Source organism: Streptomyces sp. NPDC054765 (assembly GCF_053612065.1).
In genome coordinates, this window is record NZ_JBSHBP010000004.1 from 75,965 (window position 1) to 94,434 (window position 18,470).

14 protein-coding genes are annotated in these 18,470 nt (G+C 73.3%); 9 read left to right on the forward strand and 5 right to left on the reverse strand.

The features are described from left to right. Window positions 1–17: 17 nt before the first annotated feature. Complete coding sequence (locus tag ACWGJY_RS04365; RefSeq protein WP_453259283.1) at window positions 18–653, reverse strand: trimeric intracellular cation channel family protein; 636 nt, start codon at window positions 651–653, stop codon at window positions 18–20. Window positions 654–749: 96 nt separating this feature from the next. Between ACWGJY_RS04365 and ACWGJY_RS04370 the strand changes: the two genes are divergently transcribed. The 6 genes from ACWGJY_RS04370 (at window position 750) to ACWGJY_RS04395 (ending at window position 11,005) form a co-directional block, all read left to right on the forward strand. Continuing rightward, the gene (locus ACWGJY_RS04370; protein ID WP_453259284.1) at window positions 750–1,598 is read left to right on the forward strand and encodes a thioesterase family protein; all 849 of its coding nucleotides are present in this window, start codon (window positions 750–752) and stop codon (window positions 1,596–1,598) included. 116 nt (window positions 1,599–1,714) lie between these two features. Next, window positions 1,715–2,182 (forward strand): CU044_2847 family protein, encoded by a 468-nt coding sequence (locus ACWGJY_RS04375; protein WP_453259285.1) that lies wholly within the window; start codon window positions 1,715–1,717, stop codon window positions 2,180–2,182. Next, complete coding sequence (locus ACWGJY_RS04380; RefSeq protein ID WP_453259286.1) at window positions 2,179–4,353, forward strand: VMAP-C domain-containing protein; 2,175 nt, start codon at window positions 2,179–2,181, stop codon at window positions 4,351–4,353. The genes ACWGJY_RS04375 and ACWGJY_RS04380 overlap by 4 nt, the downstream gene beginning before the upstream one ends. A 42-nt stretch (window positions 4,354–4,395) precedes the next feature. Beyond that, window positions 4,396–5,409, forward strand: coding sequence for an AAA family ATPase (locus ACWGJY_RS04385; RefSeq protein ID WP_453259287.1), 1,014 nt, complete (start codon window positions 4,396–4,398; stop codon window positions 5,407–5,409). After that, window positions 5,406–9,647 carry an SAV_2336 N-terminal domain-related protein gene (locus ACWGJY_RS04390; protein ID WP_453259288.1) on the forward strand — a complete coding sequence of 1,414 codons (4,242 nt, stop codon included), beginning with the start codon at window positions 5,406–5,408 and terminating at the stop codon, window positions 9,645–9,647. The genes ACWGJY_RS04385 and ACWGJY_RS04390 overlap by 4 nt, the downstream gene beginning before the upstream one ends. A gap of 188 nt (window positions 9,648–9,835) precedes the next feature. Next, window positions 9,836–11,005, forward strand: a complete 1,170-nt coding sequence (locus ACWGJY_RS04395) for a cysteine desulfurase family protein (protein ID WP_453259289.1) — start codon at window positions 9,836–9,838, stop codon at window positions 11,003–11,005. 142 nt (window positions 11,006–11,147) lie between these two features. Here ACWGJY_RS04395 and ACWGJY_RS04400 read toward each other — a convergent pair whose 3' ends face one another. Further along, window positions 11,148–11,867: an N-acetylmuramoyl-L-alanine amidase gene (locus ACWGJY_RS04400; protein WP_453259290.1), complete on the reverse strand. Its 720-nt coding sequence runs from the start codon at window positions 11,865–11,867 to the stop codon at window positions 11,148–11,150. A 54-nt stretch (window positions 11,868–11,921) separates the two neighbouring features. Between ACWGJY_RS04400 and mnmA the strand changes: the two genes are divergently transcribed. After that, complete coding sequence (gene mnmA / locus ACWGJY_RS04405; protein WP_453259291.1) at window positions 11,922–13,052, forward strand: tRNA 2-thiouridine(34) synthase MnmA; 1,131 nt, start codon at window positions 11,922–11,924, stop codon at window positions 13,050–13,052. 240 nt (window positions 13,053–13,292) lie between these two features. Here mnmA and ACWGJY_RS04410 read toward each other — a convergent pair whose 3' ends face one another. The 3 genes from ACWGJY_RS04410 to ACWGJY_RS04420 form a co-directional block, all read right to left on the reverse strand. Then, window positions 13,293–13,643 carry a PIN domain-containing protein gene (locus ACWGJY_RS04410; protein WP_453259292.1) on the reverse strand — a complete coding sequence of 117 codons (351 nt, stop codon included), beginning with the start codon at window positions 13,641–13,643 and terminating at the stop codon, window positions 13,293–13,295. Continuing rightward, window positions 13,640–13,954 carry a hypothetical protein gene (locus ACWGJY_RS04415; RefSeq protein ID WP_453259293.1) on the reverse strand — a complete coding sequence of 105 codons (315 nt, stop codon included), beginning with the start codon at window positions 13,952–13,954 and terminating at the stop codon, window positions 13,640–13,642. Before ACWGJY_RS04415 ends, ACWGJY_RS04410 begins: the two co-directional genes overlap by 4 nt. Before the next feature lie 66 nt (window positions 13,955–14,020). Beyond that, complete coding sequence (locus tag ACWGJY_RS04420) at window positions 14,021–14,959, reverse strand: GntR family transcriptional regulator (protein ID WP_453259294.1); 939 nt, start codon at window positions 14,957–14,959, stop codon at window positions 14,021–14,023. 564 nt (window positions 14,960–15,523) lie between these two features. Between ACWGJY_RS04420 and ACWGJY_RS04425 the strand changes: the two genes are divergently transcribed. After that, on the forward strand, window positions 15,524–16,243 hold the full coding sequence (locus ACWGJY_RS04425) for a VC0807 family protein (protein WP_453259391.1): 720 nt from the start codon (window positions 15,524–15,526) through the stop codon (window positions 16,241–16,243). Window positions 16,244–17,005: 762 nt separating this feature from the next. Next, window positions 17,006–18,382 (forward strand): NADP-specific glutamate dehydrogenase, encoded by a 1,377-nt coding sequence (gene gdhA / locus ACWGJY_RS04430; RefSeq protein WP_453259295.1) that lies wholly within the window; start codon window positions 17,006–17,008, stop codon window positions 18,380–18,382. Window positions 18,383–18,470 lie beyond the last annotated feature (88 nt).

Below are 18,470 nucleotides of genomic sequence, written 5' to 3' on the forward strand. Positions count from 1 at the left end.
GGTCCCTGCCGCCGCGGTCAGTCGGAGTCGTGCTGCCCGCCGCGGTTGCGGAGCTGCTGCGGGCGCGGCAGATGCAGCCCGAGGTAGACCGCCCCCATCCGCAGTGCGAACACCACCCCCGCCGAGACCGCCGCGGCGGGGGTGGCCCCGGCGCCGAGGTGGTGCAGCAGCAGATAGCAGCAGCCGCCGGCCAGCGCGGCGATCGCGTAGACGTCCTCCCGCAGCAGCAGCGGCGGGAACTCCCCGCACAGCACATCGCGGATGACCTCACCGGCGACCCCGGTCAGCACCGCCAGGATGATCACCGCGAGCGGGGTGGCGCCTGCCTCGATCGCGGCGCGGGCCCCGATCACCGTGACCACGGACAGTCCGACCGCGTCGACCACCAGCAGTGACTTGTGCGGCAGCTGCCAGAACCGCAGATAGGCCATGGTGCCGACGCCGACGCAGATGATCACGGTCAGCAGCACCCAGTCGTGCGTCCAGTACAGCGGCCGCCGGTCGAGGATGAGATCGCGCAGCGTGCCGCCGGAGATGGACGCGGCGAAGGCGAGCACCAGGCCGCCGAAGGGGTCCATGTTGGCGCGGTAGGCGGCCAGCACACCGCTCGCCGCGAAGGCCGCGACGCCGACGAGGTAGAGCACGTGAAGCATGGCGCACATCATGGCAGGCCCGGAAGGAGTGCTTCCGTCCGAGGTCGTCAAAACTGACACTACCGGTCGGTAACTATCCGGTGTAGCGTGCAACCCATGGCTCCGGTGACCCAAGGCAACAGCGAGTTCGACCGCGATACGGCGGTCACCCGCCGCGCCCCGGGCGTCTATGACGCCCACCTCTCCGCCGGCTGGACGATCATCCAGGCGGTCAACGGCGGCTACCTCCTCGCGCTGATGGGCCGCGCCCTGGGCGACGCCCTCCCGCACCCCGACCCGCTCTCGGTCACCGCGCACTATCTGACGGCTTCGGTCCCCGGCCCCGCGGTCATCCGCACCGACGTGGTCCGCACCGGCCGCACGCTGTCGACCGGCACCGCCACCCTCGTCCAGTTCGCGGAGGACGGCAGCGAGATCGAGCGGCTGCGGGTGCTCGCCGCCTACGGCGACCTCGGTGCGCTGCCCGACGACGTCCGCACCACCGCCAAACCGCCGGCCATCCCCCCGTACGAACACTGCCCGGGTGCCGACAGCGCCCCCGGCGGCCGCCCCGCCCTTACCGGCAGCACGGCCATCGCCGAGCGCCTCGCGCTCCGCCTGGACCCGGCGACCGCCGGCTGGGCCGTCGGTGCCCCCTCCGGCAAGGGCGAGATGCGCGCCTGGTTCGGCCTCGCCGACGGCCGCGAGCCCGACCCGCTCTCCCTCCTGCTCACCGTCGACGCGCTGCCGCCGACCGCCTTCGAGATGGGTCTGTCCGGCTGGGTACCGACCGTCGAGCTGACCGCCCACATCCGCTGCCGCCCGGCCCCTGGCCCGCTGCGCGTCGCCATCACCACCCGCAACCTGGCGGGCGGCTTCCTGGAGGAGGACGCGGAGGTCTGGGACTCCAAGGACCGACTGGTCGCCCAGTCACGGCAGTTGGCGCGGGCGCTGTTGCGGGAGTAGGGGGCGCGGCCGGTACGGCCTCCCGTCCTTTTCGCAGGTGGCTCACGGTGCGGAAGGGGAAAGTGTGACGCAAAAGAGCGGGCGGTCGCCGCGCGGCACATGACAGACTGAGCGGCATGGGGGACGTGGCTCTCAGAATTGATGATGCAACCGTCGTGTGGCTGCGGGCCGAGGGGCCGGCCGCGGCCGGCCGGTCCGGCGCACCCGAGCAGCCCGGCGGACAGCGGCCGCCCGGCGACGGCTCACCCCGGCATCCCGACGCCGACGGTGAGCTGGAGCTGCCCGACGCGTTCGGCTCCGCCCAGCCGGTCAGCGTGGACAGCCGGATGAGCCGGGCGCTGACCCGTGGCGGCGAGGCCCTCGAAGAGGCCCTGCGTCCGCTCAGCGGCGTGCTCGGCCAGATCCACCGCTCGATCTCCAGCGGCAGCCACCGCCCCGACGAGGTCACCGTGGAGTTCGGCGTCACGCTCGGATCCGATCTGAGCCTCGGGGTGTTCTCCGGCAACGGCGAGGCCAGCTTCAAGGTGTCCGCCACCTGGAACCTCGGCAGCGGCGCGGCGGAAGCAGGCGGGACGACGCCGTGAGCGCAGGCGCCGGTCCGGACACTCCGCTCCAGCTGTCCTTCGCCTCGGTGCGGCACGGTGACCGGGCCGTCGGCGCGGGCGTACTGGTCGCCGAGCGTCTCGTCCTGACCTGCGCACATGTCGTCAACAGCGCACTGGGCAGAAGCCGTTTCGCCCAGGACACCCCCGGACCGGGCGACACCGTCACGCTCCGGCTGCCCCATGTCGTGGCCGGCCGCGACCTGCCCGCGCGGGTCGTACGGGAGATGTGGGTGCCGCCGCGGGCCACGGCGGCGGGGAGCGAGCCGGTCGCGCCCGGACGGGTGCCGTACCACGGCGATCTCGCCGTACTGGAGCTGACCGGTGCCCCGCCCGAGGGCGCCGAGCCCGCACCGTTCCTGCAGCACAGCTACGCCAACGAGACCATCGCGTTATGGGCCAGCGGCAATCCGCTGCCCACGGTGCGTGCCGTGCCCCGCGTCTCGGCGCCGCCCTGGATCGCCCTGGACGTGCTCGGCGGCGCCCAGGTCACCGAGGGCTTCAGCGGCGGGCCGCTGTGGGACCGCGCGCGGCAGGCCGTGGTCGGCCTGGTCGCGGCCGTGCACCGGGCCCCGGAAACGGCGGCCGCCGGGACACCGCCGACGACGATGTACGCCATCAGCGTCCCGGCCATCGAGGCCGAACTCCCCACGCTTCCGCCCTCGGCGGTGCCCACCGCGCGGCGTGGCGTACAACAGCTGCTCACCGCGCTGGAGCGGGTGCTGAAGGGCCGCGCGGCGGTCCTGGCGTGCGAGGAGCAGCTCGCCGCCCGGCTCGGCAGGACCTCGGCGGGCCCGGCGGCCGACCTGGAACGTCTCGTCGGGCTGGCCGTGAGCGTCCGCCGCGGCATCCCCGAACTCCTCGACCTGGTACGGGACCACGAGCCGCCGGCCGCCGCCGACCCTTACGACCCGCACCCCCGGCCCGGCCTCCACGGCGCCCGCGAGGACTGGGAGCGGCTGCGGCGTGCCGCCCGTACGGTCCGCCCCGGTGAGCACCTGACCACCCGCCAGCGCCGTGACCTTTCCGGTCTGCTGGCCCACTGCCGCCGTACGGATCCGCGCACCCTCCTGGAGCGCGTACTGCCGCACGCCCCGGAGCTGCCCGCCGTCACCGGCCTGGCCGACGCGATGGACGCGCTGGAGGGCTTCAGCTCCACCACCGGTGCGCCCGTGCCACCGCTGCTGCAAGGTGTGGTGCGGATCAGCGCCGAGGAACGCGCCGCCGGTGCCTATCCGGCCGAGGACCTGGATGCCTGGGTCGAGCGGGTCGCCGCCCGGTCGGGTGTCGACGAGGCGGCGGTCAGCCAGTTCCGCGCCGATGTCGCGGCCGCCACCCCGGTCCGCACCCCGGCACCCGGTCTGCCGGGCACCGGCACCCCCGCCGCCGCCCCGCGCGTACAGGTGGAGCTGCTGCCCACCCCCACCGGGCGCCGTTTCACCTACCAGATCTGGGCCTTCGCCGACCGCCAGCCGCACCGTCTCGCGCTGGTCCGCGATGCCGAGGCGGGCAGTGAGCAGGTGGTCGACGACATCCGCCGGGTGCTGCGCACCGAGGTCCGGGAGGATCCGGAGACCGCCCTGGTGGAGTACTTCCTGCCGTCCGCATGGCTCGGTCTCGACGTCGACTCCTGGGAGTCGCCCGACAGCGACGAGGACGGGCCGTTCGCGCCGGGGATCACCCGGCGGGTGGTGGTGCGCACCACGGAACGGTCCCGGGAGAGCTACGCCGGCTGGAAACAGCGCACCGCGGCCCTGCCCCACGCCAAGCGGCTGGTCCTCGACCACCGGCACACCGACCGGATGGTCGCCCGCGCGCAGCTCGAAGTGCACCGGGACGCCGGGACGGTGATCGTGTGCTGTGCGCCGCACCATCACGGAACGCTGTTGCGGCAGTGCGTCCAGGCGGGCGTCCACACCGTGCTGTGGCACCGCGCCGAACACGGCGCGCACATTGCCCAGGACCTGCTGGCCCTGGTGGACGGCGCGAACCACACCGAGGTCCCCGAGGTGGTACGCCTGGAGCGAGCCAAGGCGATGGCCGACCCCGGGAGCGCCACCCACCACGGCCGCCGGCTGTCCCTGCTCTACGACGCGCCCGACCACCGGCCGCCGCAACTCGCCCCCGACGCCTGGGTGCTGACCCAGCCCTGAATCTTCGAGTGTGGACGCAGTGATGAACGAGGAGAACGTGCGGTGACCGGACAGAGCGCAGCAGGCGCACACGACGACCCGGGGGCGGAACCGGAGGGCTGGTGGGTGTTCCGCGGCCCTTCGGACCTGCCCGCCCCACCGCCCTGGCGCCGCTTTCCGGCCGGCCCCGGGACGCCGCCCCATGCGCCGTACCTCCTGGAGCGCAACGAGATCTCCGTCGTCAACGCCGCGCTGCATCTGCACCGTCCGCTGCTGGTCACCGGCCGCCCCGGGGCCGGCAAGAGCTCACTGGCCCGCGCCGTCGCCGAGGAGCTGGGGCTCGGTGACGTCCTGCGCTGGTCGGTCAACAGCCGCTCCACGCTCCAGGACGCCCTCTACCGCTACGACGCCGTGGGCCGGCTCCGGGAGGCCTCGCTGCGCCGCGAACGCGAGGCGCCGCACGGCGTGGCACGCCGCCCCCGGGCCCGGCACGCCACGGCGGCCGGCGACATCGGCCAGTACCTCCGCCTCGGCCCGCTCGGCAGCGCACTGGCGGCCGACCGTCCCCGGGTCCTGCTCGTCGACGAACTCGACAAGGCCGATATCGACCTGCCCAACGATCTGCTGGTCGTCCTGGAGGAAGGCGAGTTCGAGATCCCGGAGCTGGCCCGTCTCCCCGAGCACCAGCAGGAGGTACAAGTCCTGCTGAGCGGGAGCCGGGAGCGGGTCGCGGTCCACCGCGGGGTGGTCCGCTGTACCCACTTCCCGATCGTCGTCATGACCAGCAACGGCGAACGGGACTTCCCGCCCGCGTTCCTGCGCCGCTGCGTACGGCTGGATCTGCCGGAGCCGACGGGCGACCGGCTGCGGAAGATCATTGAACACAATCTGGGCACGCAGGCGGTCGCCGCCGCGGAGGACCTCATCGAGGTCTTCCACCAGCGCGCGCAAACCCAGACACTGGCCACCGATCAGCTGCTGGCCGCCGTCCATCTGCGCATCAGCGGCGCCGACCTCTCCAAGGAAGAGCTTCTCGCCGCCGTCCTGCACCGCCTCGACGAGCCCATGTCGCCATGATCGACCGACTGCGACGGACGATGGCCGCCGGCGGTTACGACCTCGGGCCCACGGAACTCCTCGATGTGCTGTGGCTGACGCGGGTGATGGAGGGGCGTGCGGCGGCTGCGGCCCCGGGGGAGTCGGGGGAGCCGGGGGAGCGTGTGGACGGGGTGGCGAGCGAAACCGGAGGCGGGACCGGGGGCGGCGCCGGTGACGGTGAGGGGTGCGCGGAGGGCGGGGGCGAAGAGGGTGCGGCGGGCGGACTCGCCGAGGGGGCCGGCCCGTCCGGTGGGCCGTCCGGGCCCGCGGAGTCCGCCGGTCCCACCGGGCCCGCCGGTCCCATGGACTCCGCTCACCCCGCCGAGCCTTCCGAACAACCCGGAACCGCCGGGGAATTGGTGCCCCCGACACCCCCGGGCCCGCCCCGTCGCGCGCTCTATGCCATGGGGAGCCAGAGCGGCGAGCCGGGCGCGGACCACGCCCGCCCCGCCCGGGTGCCCGGTGGACGTGCGCTGCCCGATGCCCAGCAACTGGGCCGGGCACTGCGTCCGTTGCGCAGGTCCCGGGACCACCCGCACCGCACCGTCACCGATATCGAGGCAACCGTCCGGCTCGCCGCAGAGACCGGCTTCCTCGACGTCGTCTCCCGCCCCGAGCAGGAACGGCGCTGGTCGGCCGTGCTGTTGGTGGACTGCTCGCCGTCCATGCAGGTGTGGGGGCCGCTCGCGGCCGAGCTGCGTGCGCTCCTCGCCCGGAGTACGGTCTTCCGCTCCGTCCGGATCCATCCGGTCGACCCGCGGAGGCCGGGCGGCCCGTCGGGCGCACTGCCGTCCGTGGGTGCGACGGTGACCTTCCTGCTCACCGACGGTACGAGCCCGGGATGGCGTGGCCCGCAGGCCGTACGCGCCCTCGCCGCATGGGGCCGCGATGGCCCGCTGGCCGTGCTGAACCCGCTGCCCCGGCGGCTGTGGCGCGGCACGGCCCTGGATGCCCGGCCACGGCTGCTCGCCGCGCCGGGCGAGTTCGGCCCCCTCGGACGGCTCATCGTCTGTGACGCGCTGAGCGGGGAGCGCGATCCGGACGCCGAGGGCCTCCTTGCGCTGCCCGTCCTGCATCCGACCGCCTCAGCGCTGGAGCAGTGGACCGGCCTGCTCACCCGCCCCGGTGTGCCGCATCTGATCGACACGGTGCTGCTGGACGAAGCGCCGGTGCGGGAGTGGCCGGCCGAACCTCATGGCACGGCCGAGGAGTTGCTGGCCCACTTCCGTGGGACGTTCTCCCCCGAGGCCTATCGGCTCGCCGTCCGTCTCTCCGCGATCCGGCCCCTGACCACACCCCTGATGCAGCTGGTGCGGGCCGCCACCATGCGTGACGCGGGGCCCACCCATGTTGCGGAGATCCTGCTCGGCGGCCTCCTGGAGCGCACCGAACAGGAGCGGGATGCCTGCGCCGCCCGCACACTGGACGGTGCCCTGGGCGCGCCGCCACCGGGCCAACTCGACCAGCCCGTGTACGACTTCCGTCCCGGCGTCCGCGAGCTGCTGTTCAGCGGGCTCGGCGCCGAACAGGCCGTGGAGGTCGTCGAGGCGGTCGGCCGGTCCCTGGAGCCGTACATGGGACGGCTGCCGGACTTCCCGGTTCTCATGGGGGACGAGGAAGGGGAGCTGAGTCTGCATGCGTCGGCGCGGGCGTTCGCGGTACTGGCCAGTCCGGTGCTGGAGCGGATGGGGGGCGTGGTGCCCGAGCGCACGGACCGCCGGGTGCCACAGCAGCGTCGCCTCGCGCCCCCGCCGCAGTCATTGCGCTCCGGGGCGGACCGGGCAGATTCGTCTCGGCCGCTGGAGCCCGCGCACGAGCCGGCCGGGCCGCGGGCCGATGTGGTGGCGCTGCCGCCGGCGCCGGAACCCTTCGCCGGACGTACCGAACAGATCTCCCGGCTGGCCGCCGGGCTGCTGGGCGGTACGGGCGAAGCCCCGCCCTGCTGGGCCGTTCACGGGCCGTCCGGCGTCGGCAAGACTGCCCTCGTGCTGCGGGTCGCGCAGGAGGTGGCGGACCACTTCCCGGACGGACAGCTGTTCGTGGACCTGCGCGGCAGCGCCGGCGAGCGGCCGACGACGACCGCCGTCCTCGAAGCGCTGTTGCGCGCGCTGGGCGTGCCGGCCGAGCGCATCCCCCTGTGGCGCGACGGCCGGGCCGCCCTCTACCGCTCGCTGCTGGCCGAACGCCGCGTCCTCGTGGTGCTGGACGACGCCCCCGGCAACGACGCGTCCGACACGGAGGGGGTGGCCCCGCTGCTCCCCGGCCGCGGGGGCGGACCGGGTACCCGGGGCGGACCGGGTGCCCGGGGCGGACCGGGTGCCCGGGGCGGCGCCGTACTGATCACCGGCCGGGACCGCCTCCCGCTTCCCCCGCCCGCCGAAGCCGTCCCGCTGGCCCGGCTGACGGCGGCCGAGGCGGCGGCGCTCTTCACCGGGCCCGGGGCCGCGACGCTCCCGTGGCTGGACGCGCAACTCTCCCCGCCGGCACAGCGGGCCCTGCGCCTTCTCGCCGTGGCGGACGTGGCGGACGTGGCGGACACCGCGTCCGCCACGCTCTCCTTCGGTGCCGCAGCCGCCCTGCTCGGCGCCACCGCACAGCAGACCCGCTCGTCGCTGGGCGAGCTGCTGACAGCCGGTGCGCTCCGGAAGACCCGCGCCGGCCGCTACCGCTTCACGCACGGACTGCGGCACCTCGCCCGCCGGGCCGCCGGTCACGAGCTGACCGAGGCGGAGCACGACGCGGCACTGTCCCGGCTGCTGACCTGGTACCTGGCCGTGGGCCGGCAGGTGCACGCACTCCGGTACCCGGGTGAGCGGCTGCTCCGTGACCTCGGCCGGGCCACCTCCTCCGCCCCCCTGCCCACGGCGCAGGACGGCACCCAGGCCCTGTCGGCCTGGGCCGACGAGACCCCGCAGCTGCTTGCGCTCGTCCGCCAGGCCGCGGTCCGCACCCCGCGGATCGTCCGTGATGCCGCCGATGTCCTGCTGCTCGCCCAGGTGACGGCGGATTCCGGGACGCTCTCCGCCGCGTATGAGCCGGCCGCCCGGACCGTGGCGGAGCGGGCGGCGCGGGAGGGGGACGCACAGGCAGAGGGCCGGGCCAGGGTCGCCCTCGCCGAGGCCTATCTCGCCCTGGGCAAAAGCGCCGAGGCCGAGCCGGAGGCGCGGCGGGCCCAGCAGCTGACCGACCGCTCCCGCGATCCCCTCACGCGCTGCCGCGCGGCGTATGCGCGCGGGATCACCGCCCTCCACCAAGGCCGGCACGACACGGCGGAGCGGCATCTCACGGCGGCCTGGGAACAGTGCCGTCACCGCGACGACCAGCTGGGCGAGGCGGCGGCGCTCGCCGCGCTGGCCCGGCTCTGGGCGGCGGCCGGCAACAGCAGCGATGCCGTCCTGTTCGCCGAGCGGAGCGTCAGTATCCACCGCCGGGCCGGCGGCGGCTCCCCACGGCTCGCGCACGGCCGGTACGCGCTGTCCGAAGCGCTGTCGGCGGCCGGCCGGCACGCCGATGCGCTGCGTGAACTCTTCCAGGCACTGCCCCTGTTCGAGGAGGACCGCCAGCGCCTCTGGGCGGGGCGCACCCGCTGCCGGATGGCCGAGGCGATGGTCGCCCTGATCCGCCCCGGTGAGGCGGTGAGTGCCGCCGAGGACGCGGCGAAGCGGCTGCTGGTGCCGGGCGGGGAGCGGTGGCGCGCCGACGCGCTGACCGCGCTGGGGCACGCCGAGACCGCCCTGGGCCACAAACAGGGCGCCCAGGCGCACTGGCGGGAGGCGCTCGCCGTCCACGAGGCGTTCGGCGCCCCGGAGGCCCGTGGCATCCGCGCGCTGCTACGGGGCGCGGAGCGGGAGCCGTCGGTCGGCCGGGGCCGGCCCGGCCTCTCGCGCTCCGCGGAGACCGCGCGCGCCGGCACCGTCCTGCGTGACCTGACGGCGGCCGTCCGCACCCTGAGCGATCAGCTGCGGCTGCGGATCACGGGTGCGGAGACCGGCGGAACGGCGGCAGAGCTGGCCGCCCACCTCAACACCCTCGACGCCATCGAGGCCGAACTCGCCGGCCTGCTGGCCGACTTCACACGTACCGGCCGGCCCCCGCGCGCCGACCTGAGCCGCTGCCGCGCTTCCCTGGAGACGCTCACCTCGTCCGCAGCGCTGGCGGAGGCGACAGCCGGCGCGGCCACCGCGGTCCGCAACCTCAGCCGCCGCCTCGCGCCCTAGACATGTGGCCCGGCCCGCCGTCCCGTTTGCGGGAACTCCGCCGCCGCCGTCCAACGGAACGGGCCGTCCCGGGGCCGCTCACAGGAGCCCCGGGCCGCGCGGGCGACGGCTCCGCGGGCGCGACGCTCCCGCGCGCTGCGCATGCGCCCCCGGAGCACGCCGCGCCGGCTCGTAGAATCGTGCGCACCATGGTTTACCTCGACCACGCCGCCACCACCCCGATGCTCCCGGACGCGGTGCAGGCGTTGACCGCCCAGCTGACCGTCACCGGCAATGCCTCCTCGCTGCACGCCGACGGCCGGCGGGCCCGGCGTACCGTCGAGGAGGCGCGCGAGTCCCTCGCCGTCTCGCTCGGCGCCCGCCCGAGCGAGATCGTCTTCACCGCGGGCGGCACCGAGGCCGACAACCTCGCGGTCAAGGGCCTGTACTGGTCGCGCCGGGCCGCCGACCCGGCCCGTACCCGCGTCCTCGCCAGCCCCGTCGAGCATCACGCCGTCCTCGACGCCGTGGAGTGGCTCGCCGAGCACGAAGGTGCCCGGGTGGAGTGGCTGCCGGTCGACACCTACGGCCGGGTGCCCGCCGAGGCGCTGCGCACGGCCCTCGTCCGCAACCCCGACGATGTCGCGCTCGCCACGGTCATGTGGGCCAACAACGAGATCGGCACCGTCCAGCCGGTCCGGGAACTGGCCGAGGTGGCCCGGGAGTTCGGCGTACCGCTGCATGCGGACGCGGTGCAGGCGTTCGGCCAGCTGGAGGTCGACTTCGCCGCCTCCGGGCTCGCCGCGATGACGGTCTCCGGCCACAAGATCGGCGGCCCCTACGGCATCGGCGCGCTGCTGCTCGGCCGGGAGTACGCCCCGGTGCCGGTGCTGCACGGCGGCGGCCAGGAGCGGCACGTACGCTCCGGCACCCTCGACACCCCCGCCATCGCCGCCTTCGCCGCCGCCGGCCGGTATGCCGTCGCCCACCGCGAGGACTTCGCCCGCGACATCGGCGCCCTGCGCGACGACCTGATCAAGGCCGTACGCGCCGCCGCCCCCGACGCCGTCCTCGGCGGCGACCCGGACCCCGCGGGCCGCCTCCCCGCCAATGCCCACTTCTCGTTCCCCGGATGCGAGGGCGACTCCCTGCTGCTCCTCCTGGACGCCCAGGGCATCGCCTGCTCCACGGGCTCCGCCTGTACCGCGGGCGTCGCCCAGCCCAGCCACGTCCTGCTGGCCACCGGCATGTCCCCGGAGCTGGCCCGCGGCACCCTGCGGTTCTCCCTGGGCCACACCTCCACGGCGGAGGACGTGGCAGCACTGGCCCAGGCCATCGGCCCGGTCGTGGAACGGGCGCGGAGCGCGGGCCTGAGCTGAGGCCTGCCGGCCTGCCGGGTCTGAGCCAGGGCCCGTCCTCGATGCGGGCGCTGCGCCGGTGAGCCGGGGTATCCCCATGGCGCTCCGGCGGCCGGGGTGTCCCCATGGTGCTCCGGCGCCGCGCCCGCAGCGGAGCCCCCGGCTACCGCTCCCGCGAAGGCTTCCCCACGGGCTTGCGCAGCTCGGCCCGTACGAGCCCCAGATACCGGCCCCAGTCCCAGTGCCGCCCCGGATCGGTGTGATCCGTCCCCGGCACCTCCACATGCCCCACGATGTGCTCCCGGTCGGCCGGCAAGCCGTACCGCCGGCATATCGCGGCCGTCAGTCGCGCCGACGACGCGTACATGGCATCCGTGAACGACTCCGGCCGGTCCACGTACCCCTCGTGCTCGATCCCGACGCTCCGCTCGTTGTAGCCGCGGTTCCCCGCATGGAACGCCACATCCAGCTCGCGGATCATCTGCGCGATATGCCCGTCCTTGCGGACGACGTAGTGGGCGGCGGCCTCGTGGTCCGGATCCTGGAACACGTCCAGCGCGGTCGCGAAGCTGCCCTGGACGACATGGATGACCACCCGGTCGATCCCGTAGTCCGCCGGCCGGTCCGCCCGCCGGTAGTTCTCCGGGGACGCGGCGACCCACTGCGCGCCCCGGAAGTCCACCACCCCCGCCGCGCGCGGCTCGCCATGGCCCGGCAGCCGCCACCACAAGTGCGCCGGCTCACCCCACCCCGCGAGCGCCGCGACCCCGGCGGCCACCGCTCCGCCGCCCCCGATCCACAACGCCCGCCGCCGCGTGAGGCCGGGCGTGGCCCCCTGGCCGTCGCCCTGCTCCGCGTCGCTCTCCCCGTCCCTCTTCCCCATGCGCTGCACAACGCTTTCCCCCCGGTCCGCGGTTCCGTCTACCCTGGACGGGCTATGACTGATGACGCCCCCCGCCGCCTCCGCGTACTCGCCGCCATGTCCGGCGGTGTCGACTCCGCCGTTGCCGCGGCCCGCGCCGCCGAGGCCGGCCATGACGTGACAGGCGTGCACCTCGCACTCTCCGAGAATCCCAAGTCGTTCCGCACCGGCGCCCGCGGCTGCTGCACGATCGAGGATTCGCACGACGCCCGCCGCGCCGCCGATGTCATCGGCATCCCCTTCTACGTCTGGGATCTCGCCGAACGCTTCCGCGAGGACGTCGTCGACGACTTCATCGCCGAATACGAGGCCGGGCGCACCCCGAACCCCTGCCTGCGCTGCAACGAGAAGATCAAGTTCGCCGCGCTCCTGGACAAGGCCCTGGCGCTGGGCTTCGACGCCGTCTGCACGGGCCACTACGCCACCGTCGTCCTGCGCGAGGACGGCACCCGCGAGCTGCACCGCGCCTCCGACATGGCCAAGGACCAGTCGTACGTCCTCGGCGTCCTCGACGACCGCCAGCTGGCGCACGCCATGTTCCCGCTCGGCGACACCCTCACCACCAAGGCGGAGATCCGCGAAGAGGCCGCCCGCCGCGGCCTGTTCGTCGCCAAGAAGCCCGACAGCCACGACATCTGCTTCATCGCCGACGGCGACACCCAGGGCTTCCTGGCCAAGCGGCTCGGCACGGCCCCGGGCGACATCGTCGACGAGTCCGGCGCGGTCCTGGGCACCCACGAGGGCGCGTACGGCTTCACGATCGGCCAGCGCAAGGGCCTGCGCATCGGCCACCCGGCCCCCGACGGCAAGCCGCGCTACGTCCTCGACATCTCCCCGGTCGACAACACCGTCACGGTCGGCTCCGTCGACTCCCTCGACGTCACGGCCCTGACCGCCATCCGCCCCCGCTGGTGCGGCCGCCCCCCAACGGCCGGACCTGCGGCCTACACGGCCCAGCTCCGCGCCCACGGCGGCGAGACCGAGGTCACGGCCGAGCTGGTGGACGGCACCGAGCTCCAGGTCTCGTTCACCGAACCGGTCCGCGGCGTGGCCCCCGGCCAGGCGATCGTCCTCTACGACGGCAGCCGCGTGGTCGGCTCGGCGACCATTGCCACCACGGAGCGGCGGGTGCGGGCGGAGGTGTAAGCGGTCCCGCGAGTCCGTAAGCAGCCCCGTGGGTCCTTCCGTGCGCGACCCGCGGTTTCGTGGCGGGCGCCTGCGCGCCATGCGGCACACCGCCGCTCCGCAACCGCGACGATCGCGAGTGCAGAGCGGCGAATGCGGGCGGGGACCTCCCCGAGGCCGGGCTTACACGGCGGGTTCCCAGGGGTTGACCACTGCGGCGCCGGTGCGCTCGAAATGCTTGGCGTTCCGGGTGGCCACGGTTCAGTCGTTGGCCAGGGCTGTTGCGGCAATCAGCGCGTCGGCCGGGTCGATGTTCGTCCCGGCGGCCTTCAGCTGGCGGTGCAGTGCGACGTAGGTGATCGCTTCAGGCTCACCGATGGGGACGATGCGCATCCGGTACTCCTGCCGTACCTCGGCCAGAGCCTGGGCGTAGCGTTCTTGCCGGTAGGCATCGGGTGTGGCCGCGACGCCTGCCTCGATCTCCCCGATCGTGATCACGCTGACGTAGCGCAGAGGTCGTGGCGTCGTATGAAACCAGGCGAGGACACGCTCGTCGGGCCTCGCCCGGGTGGTCAACTCGGCGATCACATTCGTGTCGAACAGGAAGCTCACTCGCCTTCCTCCTGCTCGTCATAGGACCGGGCACCGAACTCCAGCCCCTCGAAGGGAGTCGACAGGAGAAATTCCTCGAATCCGTCGAACCCCAAGGTGATCCACCGGTGGACCATCTCGGGCAGAGCGCCGATCTCTGTCTCTGCCAGCTCGGCGTCGAAGTGGTGCCGCTGATGCTCCGGCAGCGCCTCACGGATTTCGCGAATGGTGTGCAGCGGATGCGTGTCCTTGCGTGCACTGGTGGGGTGCGGCTCGTCATGGGGCGGTGAAGACGTCATGGGCGACCCCTTCTCGGCGAGTGCGGAACTCATTTCTGTCCTTTCAGGCTACGGCCTTGGGTAGTGACGTGGTCGGAGGATGGTCGGTGTATGGCCCGTTCAGGCGGCAGGTCGCGCTTCGGACGAGGTACGGCAGTCGCGGCAGCGGCCCGGGTGACCGGCACGGAAGGCGCGGTCGCAGCCGTCGCAGTTCTGGAGCGGGACGACGGGTGGGCGACCTGGCTCCGGGAGCGGGGCCGTACGGGCCGGTGGGCGCAGGGCGACCAGGCGGTGAGCCAGCAGGCGGGCCGGGCGGCGGCTGAGGTGTGCGGGGAGGCCGGTGGTCAGGGTCGCGATGACCTCCTGCGGGGGCACGCCCCGGTCGAGCCAGTCCGCGACGGCCGGGGCCAGAGTGGCGATCTCGCGCTCGGAGAGGCGCAGACGGCGGTCCTGGTGGTGGAGACAGGTCAGGAGATGGGCGGCCTGGGGATGTGGCGCGGCTGCGGGTAGGGCTGCGGGCCCGGCTGCGGGTGGGGCCGCGGGTGTGGCTGTGGGTGTTGTGGGCTTCGGCTCGGGTGCGCTTGCCGGAGTGCGGGCCGAGCACGGCTCCGGGACGGGGGCCGGGTGCGAATCCGGGACGGGGGCCGGGTGCGGCGCCTCGGGTGGTGCCGGAGCCGTTTCCGGGACCGGTTCGGGGACCGGTCCCGGGGGGCTCCCCGGCAGGTCGTACGCGAAGGTGCGGGTGACGATCCGGCCGCGCGGCCCGCGCTCGACGCGCCGCTCCAGCCAGCCTTCGTCCGCCAGCTCGCGTAATGCCTCGGCGATGGTGGTCTTGCCCTCGGCGAAGTGGACGCAGAGCGCCTGAATCGTGATCGGTGCGCCGTCGGGGAGGGACAGGATGTACGCGGCGACCCCGACCGTGACCGCGCTACCGGCGCGCTGCGCAAGGCGGTTGGCGAGGACGGTGAAGTGGGCGGTCTGGCGCGTACGGATGTGAATGACGCCGCCGGAAACACGTGAGGGCGCGGATGAGGGCGCGTTAGAATGCGCTGAAGTCATCGGGAAGGTCTGTTTCCTTGTGATCAGGCCCTCGGACCGGGATTGCCGTCCCGCCGGGGGCCGTTTTGCGTGCCGTTGTGGTGCCGCTGTCGCAGTGCAACTGCGCCGAGCCTAACCGCATTTCGGACGCTTCCGTGCCCAAGTCACCCGATAGGGTGAGGAGTTGGGCGGCGGTAGGTAAGGGGGGGTTCTCTTCCCGGGTTCTTTGGTGAGCCGTCCGGCTCACCGCCGGACGGTGGGCCGGGACCTGGTGCCGCCCCACCGGTATCCGCTCGGACGGCTTCCGGCGCGACCTGCGCAGGGGCGACGAGGGACCTGACGGGCCGGGGGCCGCCGGGAACCGGGGAATGTCATCTCGGCACTGACAAATGTCATGGAGAAGCGAGGACAGTCGAAACTGTTGCGGTGTGCGGCCGTGCCCGAAGCTGAACGTGTCGAGGAAAACGTCGTTCAGAGAGCAACTTGGGGGAGCCCGCCGTGAACCGCAATGAGAGCGAGAGTCAGAGCCAGAGCCGGGGCGGAAGCCGGAGCCGGAACCAGAGCCGGGAGCAGGGGCAGGTCGTCGTGGACGGCGCGACGCCGAATCCGCTGGCGCAGAGCCTGTTGCCGCTGGTCCTGGACGTGGGGATTCCGCTGGCGTCGTACTACATCCTCAGCGACGGGTTCGGGCTGAGCGAGGTCGCGGCGCTGGCCTGGAGCAGTGTGGTGCCGGCGCTGCGTACGGTCTGGGGCCTGGTGCGGGGCGCCGGGGTCAACGGCCTTGCGCTGGTGATCCTCATCGTCAATGTGATGGGCCTGGTCATGAGCACGATGACCGGCGATCCGCGGCTGATGCTCGCCAAGGACAGCGGTGTGAGCAGCATCGTCGGCATCGCGGTGATCGCCTCCGTGTTCATGGGGAAGCCCCTGATGACCGCCGGCCTCAAGCCGTTCGTGACGAAGGGGAATGCGGCGAAGAACGCCGCCTGGGACCGGCTGATGGCCGGGTCCGCACCGTTCCGACGGGCCGAGCGGAGGTTCTCGCTGATATGGGGGACCGTGCTGCTGGTCGAGTGTGTGGCACGGGTGGTCGGCGCCTACACCCTTCCGGTGCACACGATGGTCTGGCTGGGGACCGTGCTGATGCTGGTCGCCATCCTGTTCGCGATGGTCATCGGGGGCGGCAGCTGCGCCGATCCGATGGAGAAGATGGTCAAGGCCGAGACGGAGCGCGACGCCGGGCACGGGGTGGGGGAAGCGGCAGCGGGCGCGACCGCCGCCGTGCCGGCCGTGACCGGAAGCTGAAGACCCCAGGGCCCCGAGGCGGCGCCCTCCCTTTGCGGGTGCCGGTACCCCGACCACAGGCAGGCAGGCAGGCAGGCGGGCAGCGCGGCGGGCCGCGGCCAAGGCTCCACGAGAGGCCACAGGACCGGACGTTGCGGAGGTACGGGAGAAGCGGGGCCGTCATGAGGCGGACCGTCGAATCTTCCGCCCGGCAGGGGCGTGCGAGGGGGCGGGCGGGCCGGGACCAGCCGCATCACGGGGGTGGGCTGGTCCCGGCCGGTCCTGTGCAACCGGCCGTCATCCACGGGGCCGGAAGGAGCGGGTGACGGAAAGGACGGGCATCTCGTCGAACGGCCGGCGTCTGTGCGGGGGCACGCGGGACATGTGGGGCATGCAGGGCGCGTGAGGTGCGGCAAGAGTGTCCGCCGGTCAACTGTGAGGTGTTGCACAGTGCACGGCGGGGCGGGGGGTGCGCGGTGCGGGGAGCGGTGCAAGAGGAGCCATACCGGTGCGCTGACCTGCGGGCATGGGGTGGGGGCGGGGCGCGCCGGGGGTGTCGGGGAGTTGGCGGAATTGCGTAAGGGAACGCCGTGTCGCGCATCCCACAGCCGACCGGCGGGGTGGTGACCATAAAGTCGACAACGCGACGGGACGGGACGCCAGAGGTTGCCGGATCGAGGAGTGGTGACGATAAGGACTCACAAGGAGCTGTCGCACTTGTGAGGACTCGTCAGGGTCCGGACCACAGGCGGCCTTTCCGCGGCCACGAAGGGAACGGAAGTCATGTCGACTGTTCAATCTGAGGTCAAGCCCGGGGTTCATCCGACCGGGCCGGCATCCCTGTACGCCGAGCTGGTCCGGCGGAATCCCGGGGAGCCGGAGTTCCACCAGGCGGCACTGGAGGTGCTGGAGACGCTGGCGCCCGTGCTGAAGGCCCGCCCGGAGTTCGCCGAGGCGAGGATCCTGGAGCGGGTCTGCGAGCCGGAGCGGCAGATCATGTTCCGGGTCCCCTGGCAGGATGATTCCGGGGCGATTCACGTCAACCGGGGCTTCCGGGTGGAATTCAACAGCGCGCTCGGCCCGTACAAGGGCGGTCTGCGCTTCCACTCGTCCGTGAATCTGGGGATCGTGAAGTTCCTCGGCTTCGAGCAGATCTTCAAGAATTCCCTGACCGGGCTGAACATCGGCGGCGGCAAGGGCGGCAGCGACTTCGATCCGCACGGTAAGTCGGATGCCGAGGTGATGCGCTTCTGCCAGTCGTTCATGACGGAGCTGCACCGTCATCTCGGCGAGCACACGGACGTACCGGCGGGCGACATCGGCGTCGGAGGCCGGGAGATCGGCTATCTCTTCGGCCAGTACCGGCGGATCACCAACCGCTGGGAGGCCGGTGTGCTCACCGGCAAGGGGCTCGCCTGGGGCGGTTCCAAGGCCCGTACGGAAGCCACCGGCTACGGCAATGTGCTGTTCACCGAGGAGATGCTCAAGCAGCGCGGTGAGGAGCTGGACGGGCAGCAGGTGGTGGTCTCCGGATCCGGCAATGTCGCGATCTACACCATCGAGAAGGCGCAGGCGCTCGGCGCCAACGTGCTGACCTGCTCGGACTCCGGTGGCTATGTCGTCGACGACAAGGGCATCGATCTGGCGCTGCTGCGGCAGATCAAGGAGGTCGAGCGCGGCCGGATCAGCGAGTACGCCGAGCAGCGCGGGGTGTCGGCCACCTATGTCCCCGGCGGGCGGGTGTGGGATGTCGCATGCGACGTGGCGCTGCCGTCGGCGACCCAGAACGAGCTGGACGCGGACGCCGCCCGGGTCCTGGTCCGTAACGGCGTCAAGGCGGTCTCCGAGGGCGCCAACATGCCAACCACCCCCGCGGCGGTGACGCTGCTCAAGGGGGCCGGTGTGGCCTTCGGCCCCGGCAAGGCGGCCAACGCGGGCGGTGTGGCGACCAGCGCCCTGGAAATGCGGCAGAACTCCTCGCGCGAGGCGTGGTCCTTCGAGCGCACGGAGGGCGAGCTCGCGTCGATCATGCGCGCGATCCACCACCGCTGCTACGAGACCGCGGAGCGGTTCGGGCTGCCCGGTGACTATGTCGCGGGCGCCAACATCGCCGGTTTCGAGCGGGTCGCCGAGGCGATGCTGGACCAGGGGCTGATCTAGCGGGAGGGCACGGGCGGCGGGGCGTCCCGTGCGGGCATCGCCCCACCGCCCGGCTCGGCCCGTACGGGCATCGCCCCGGCCGCCAACC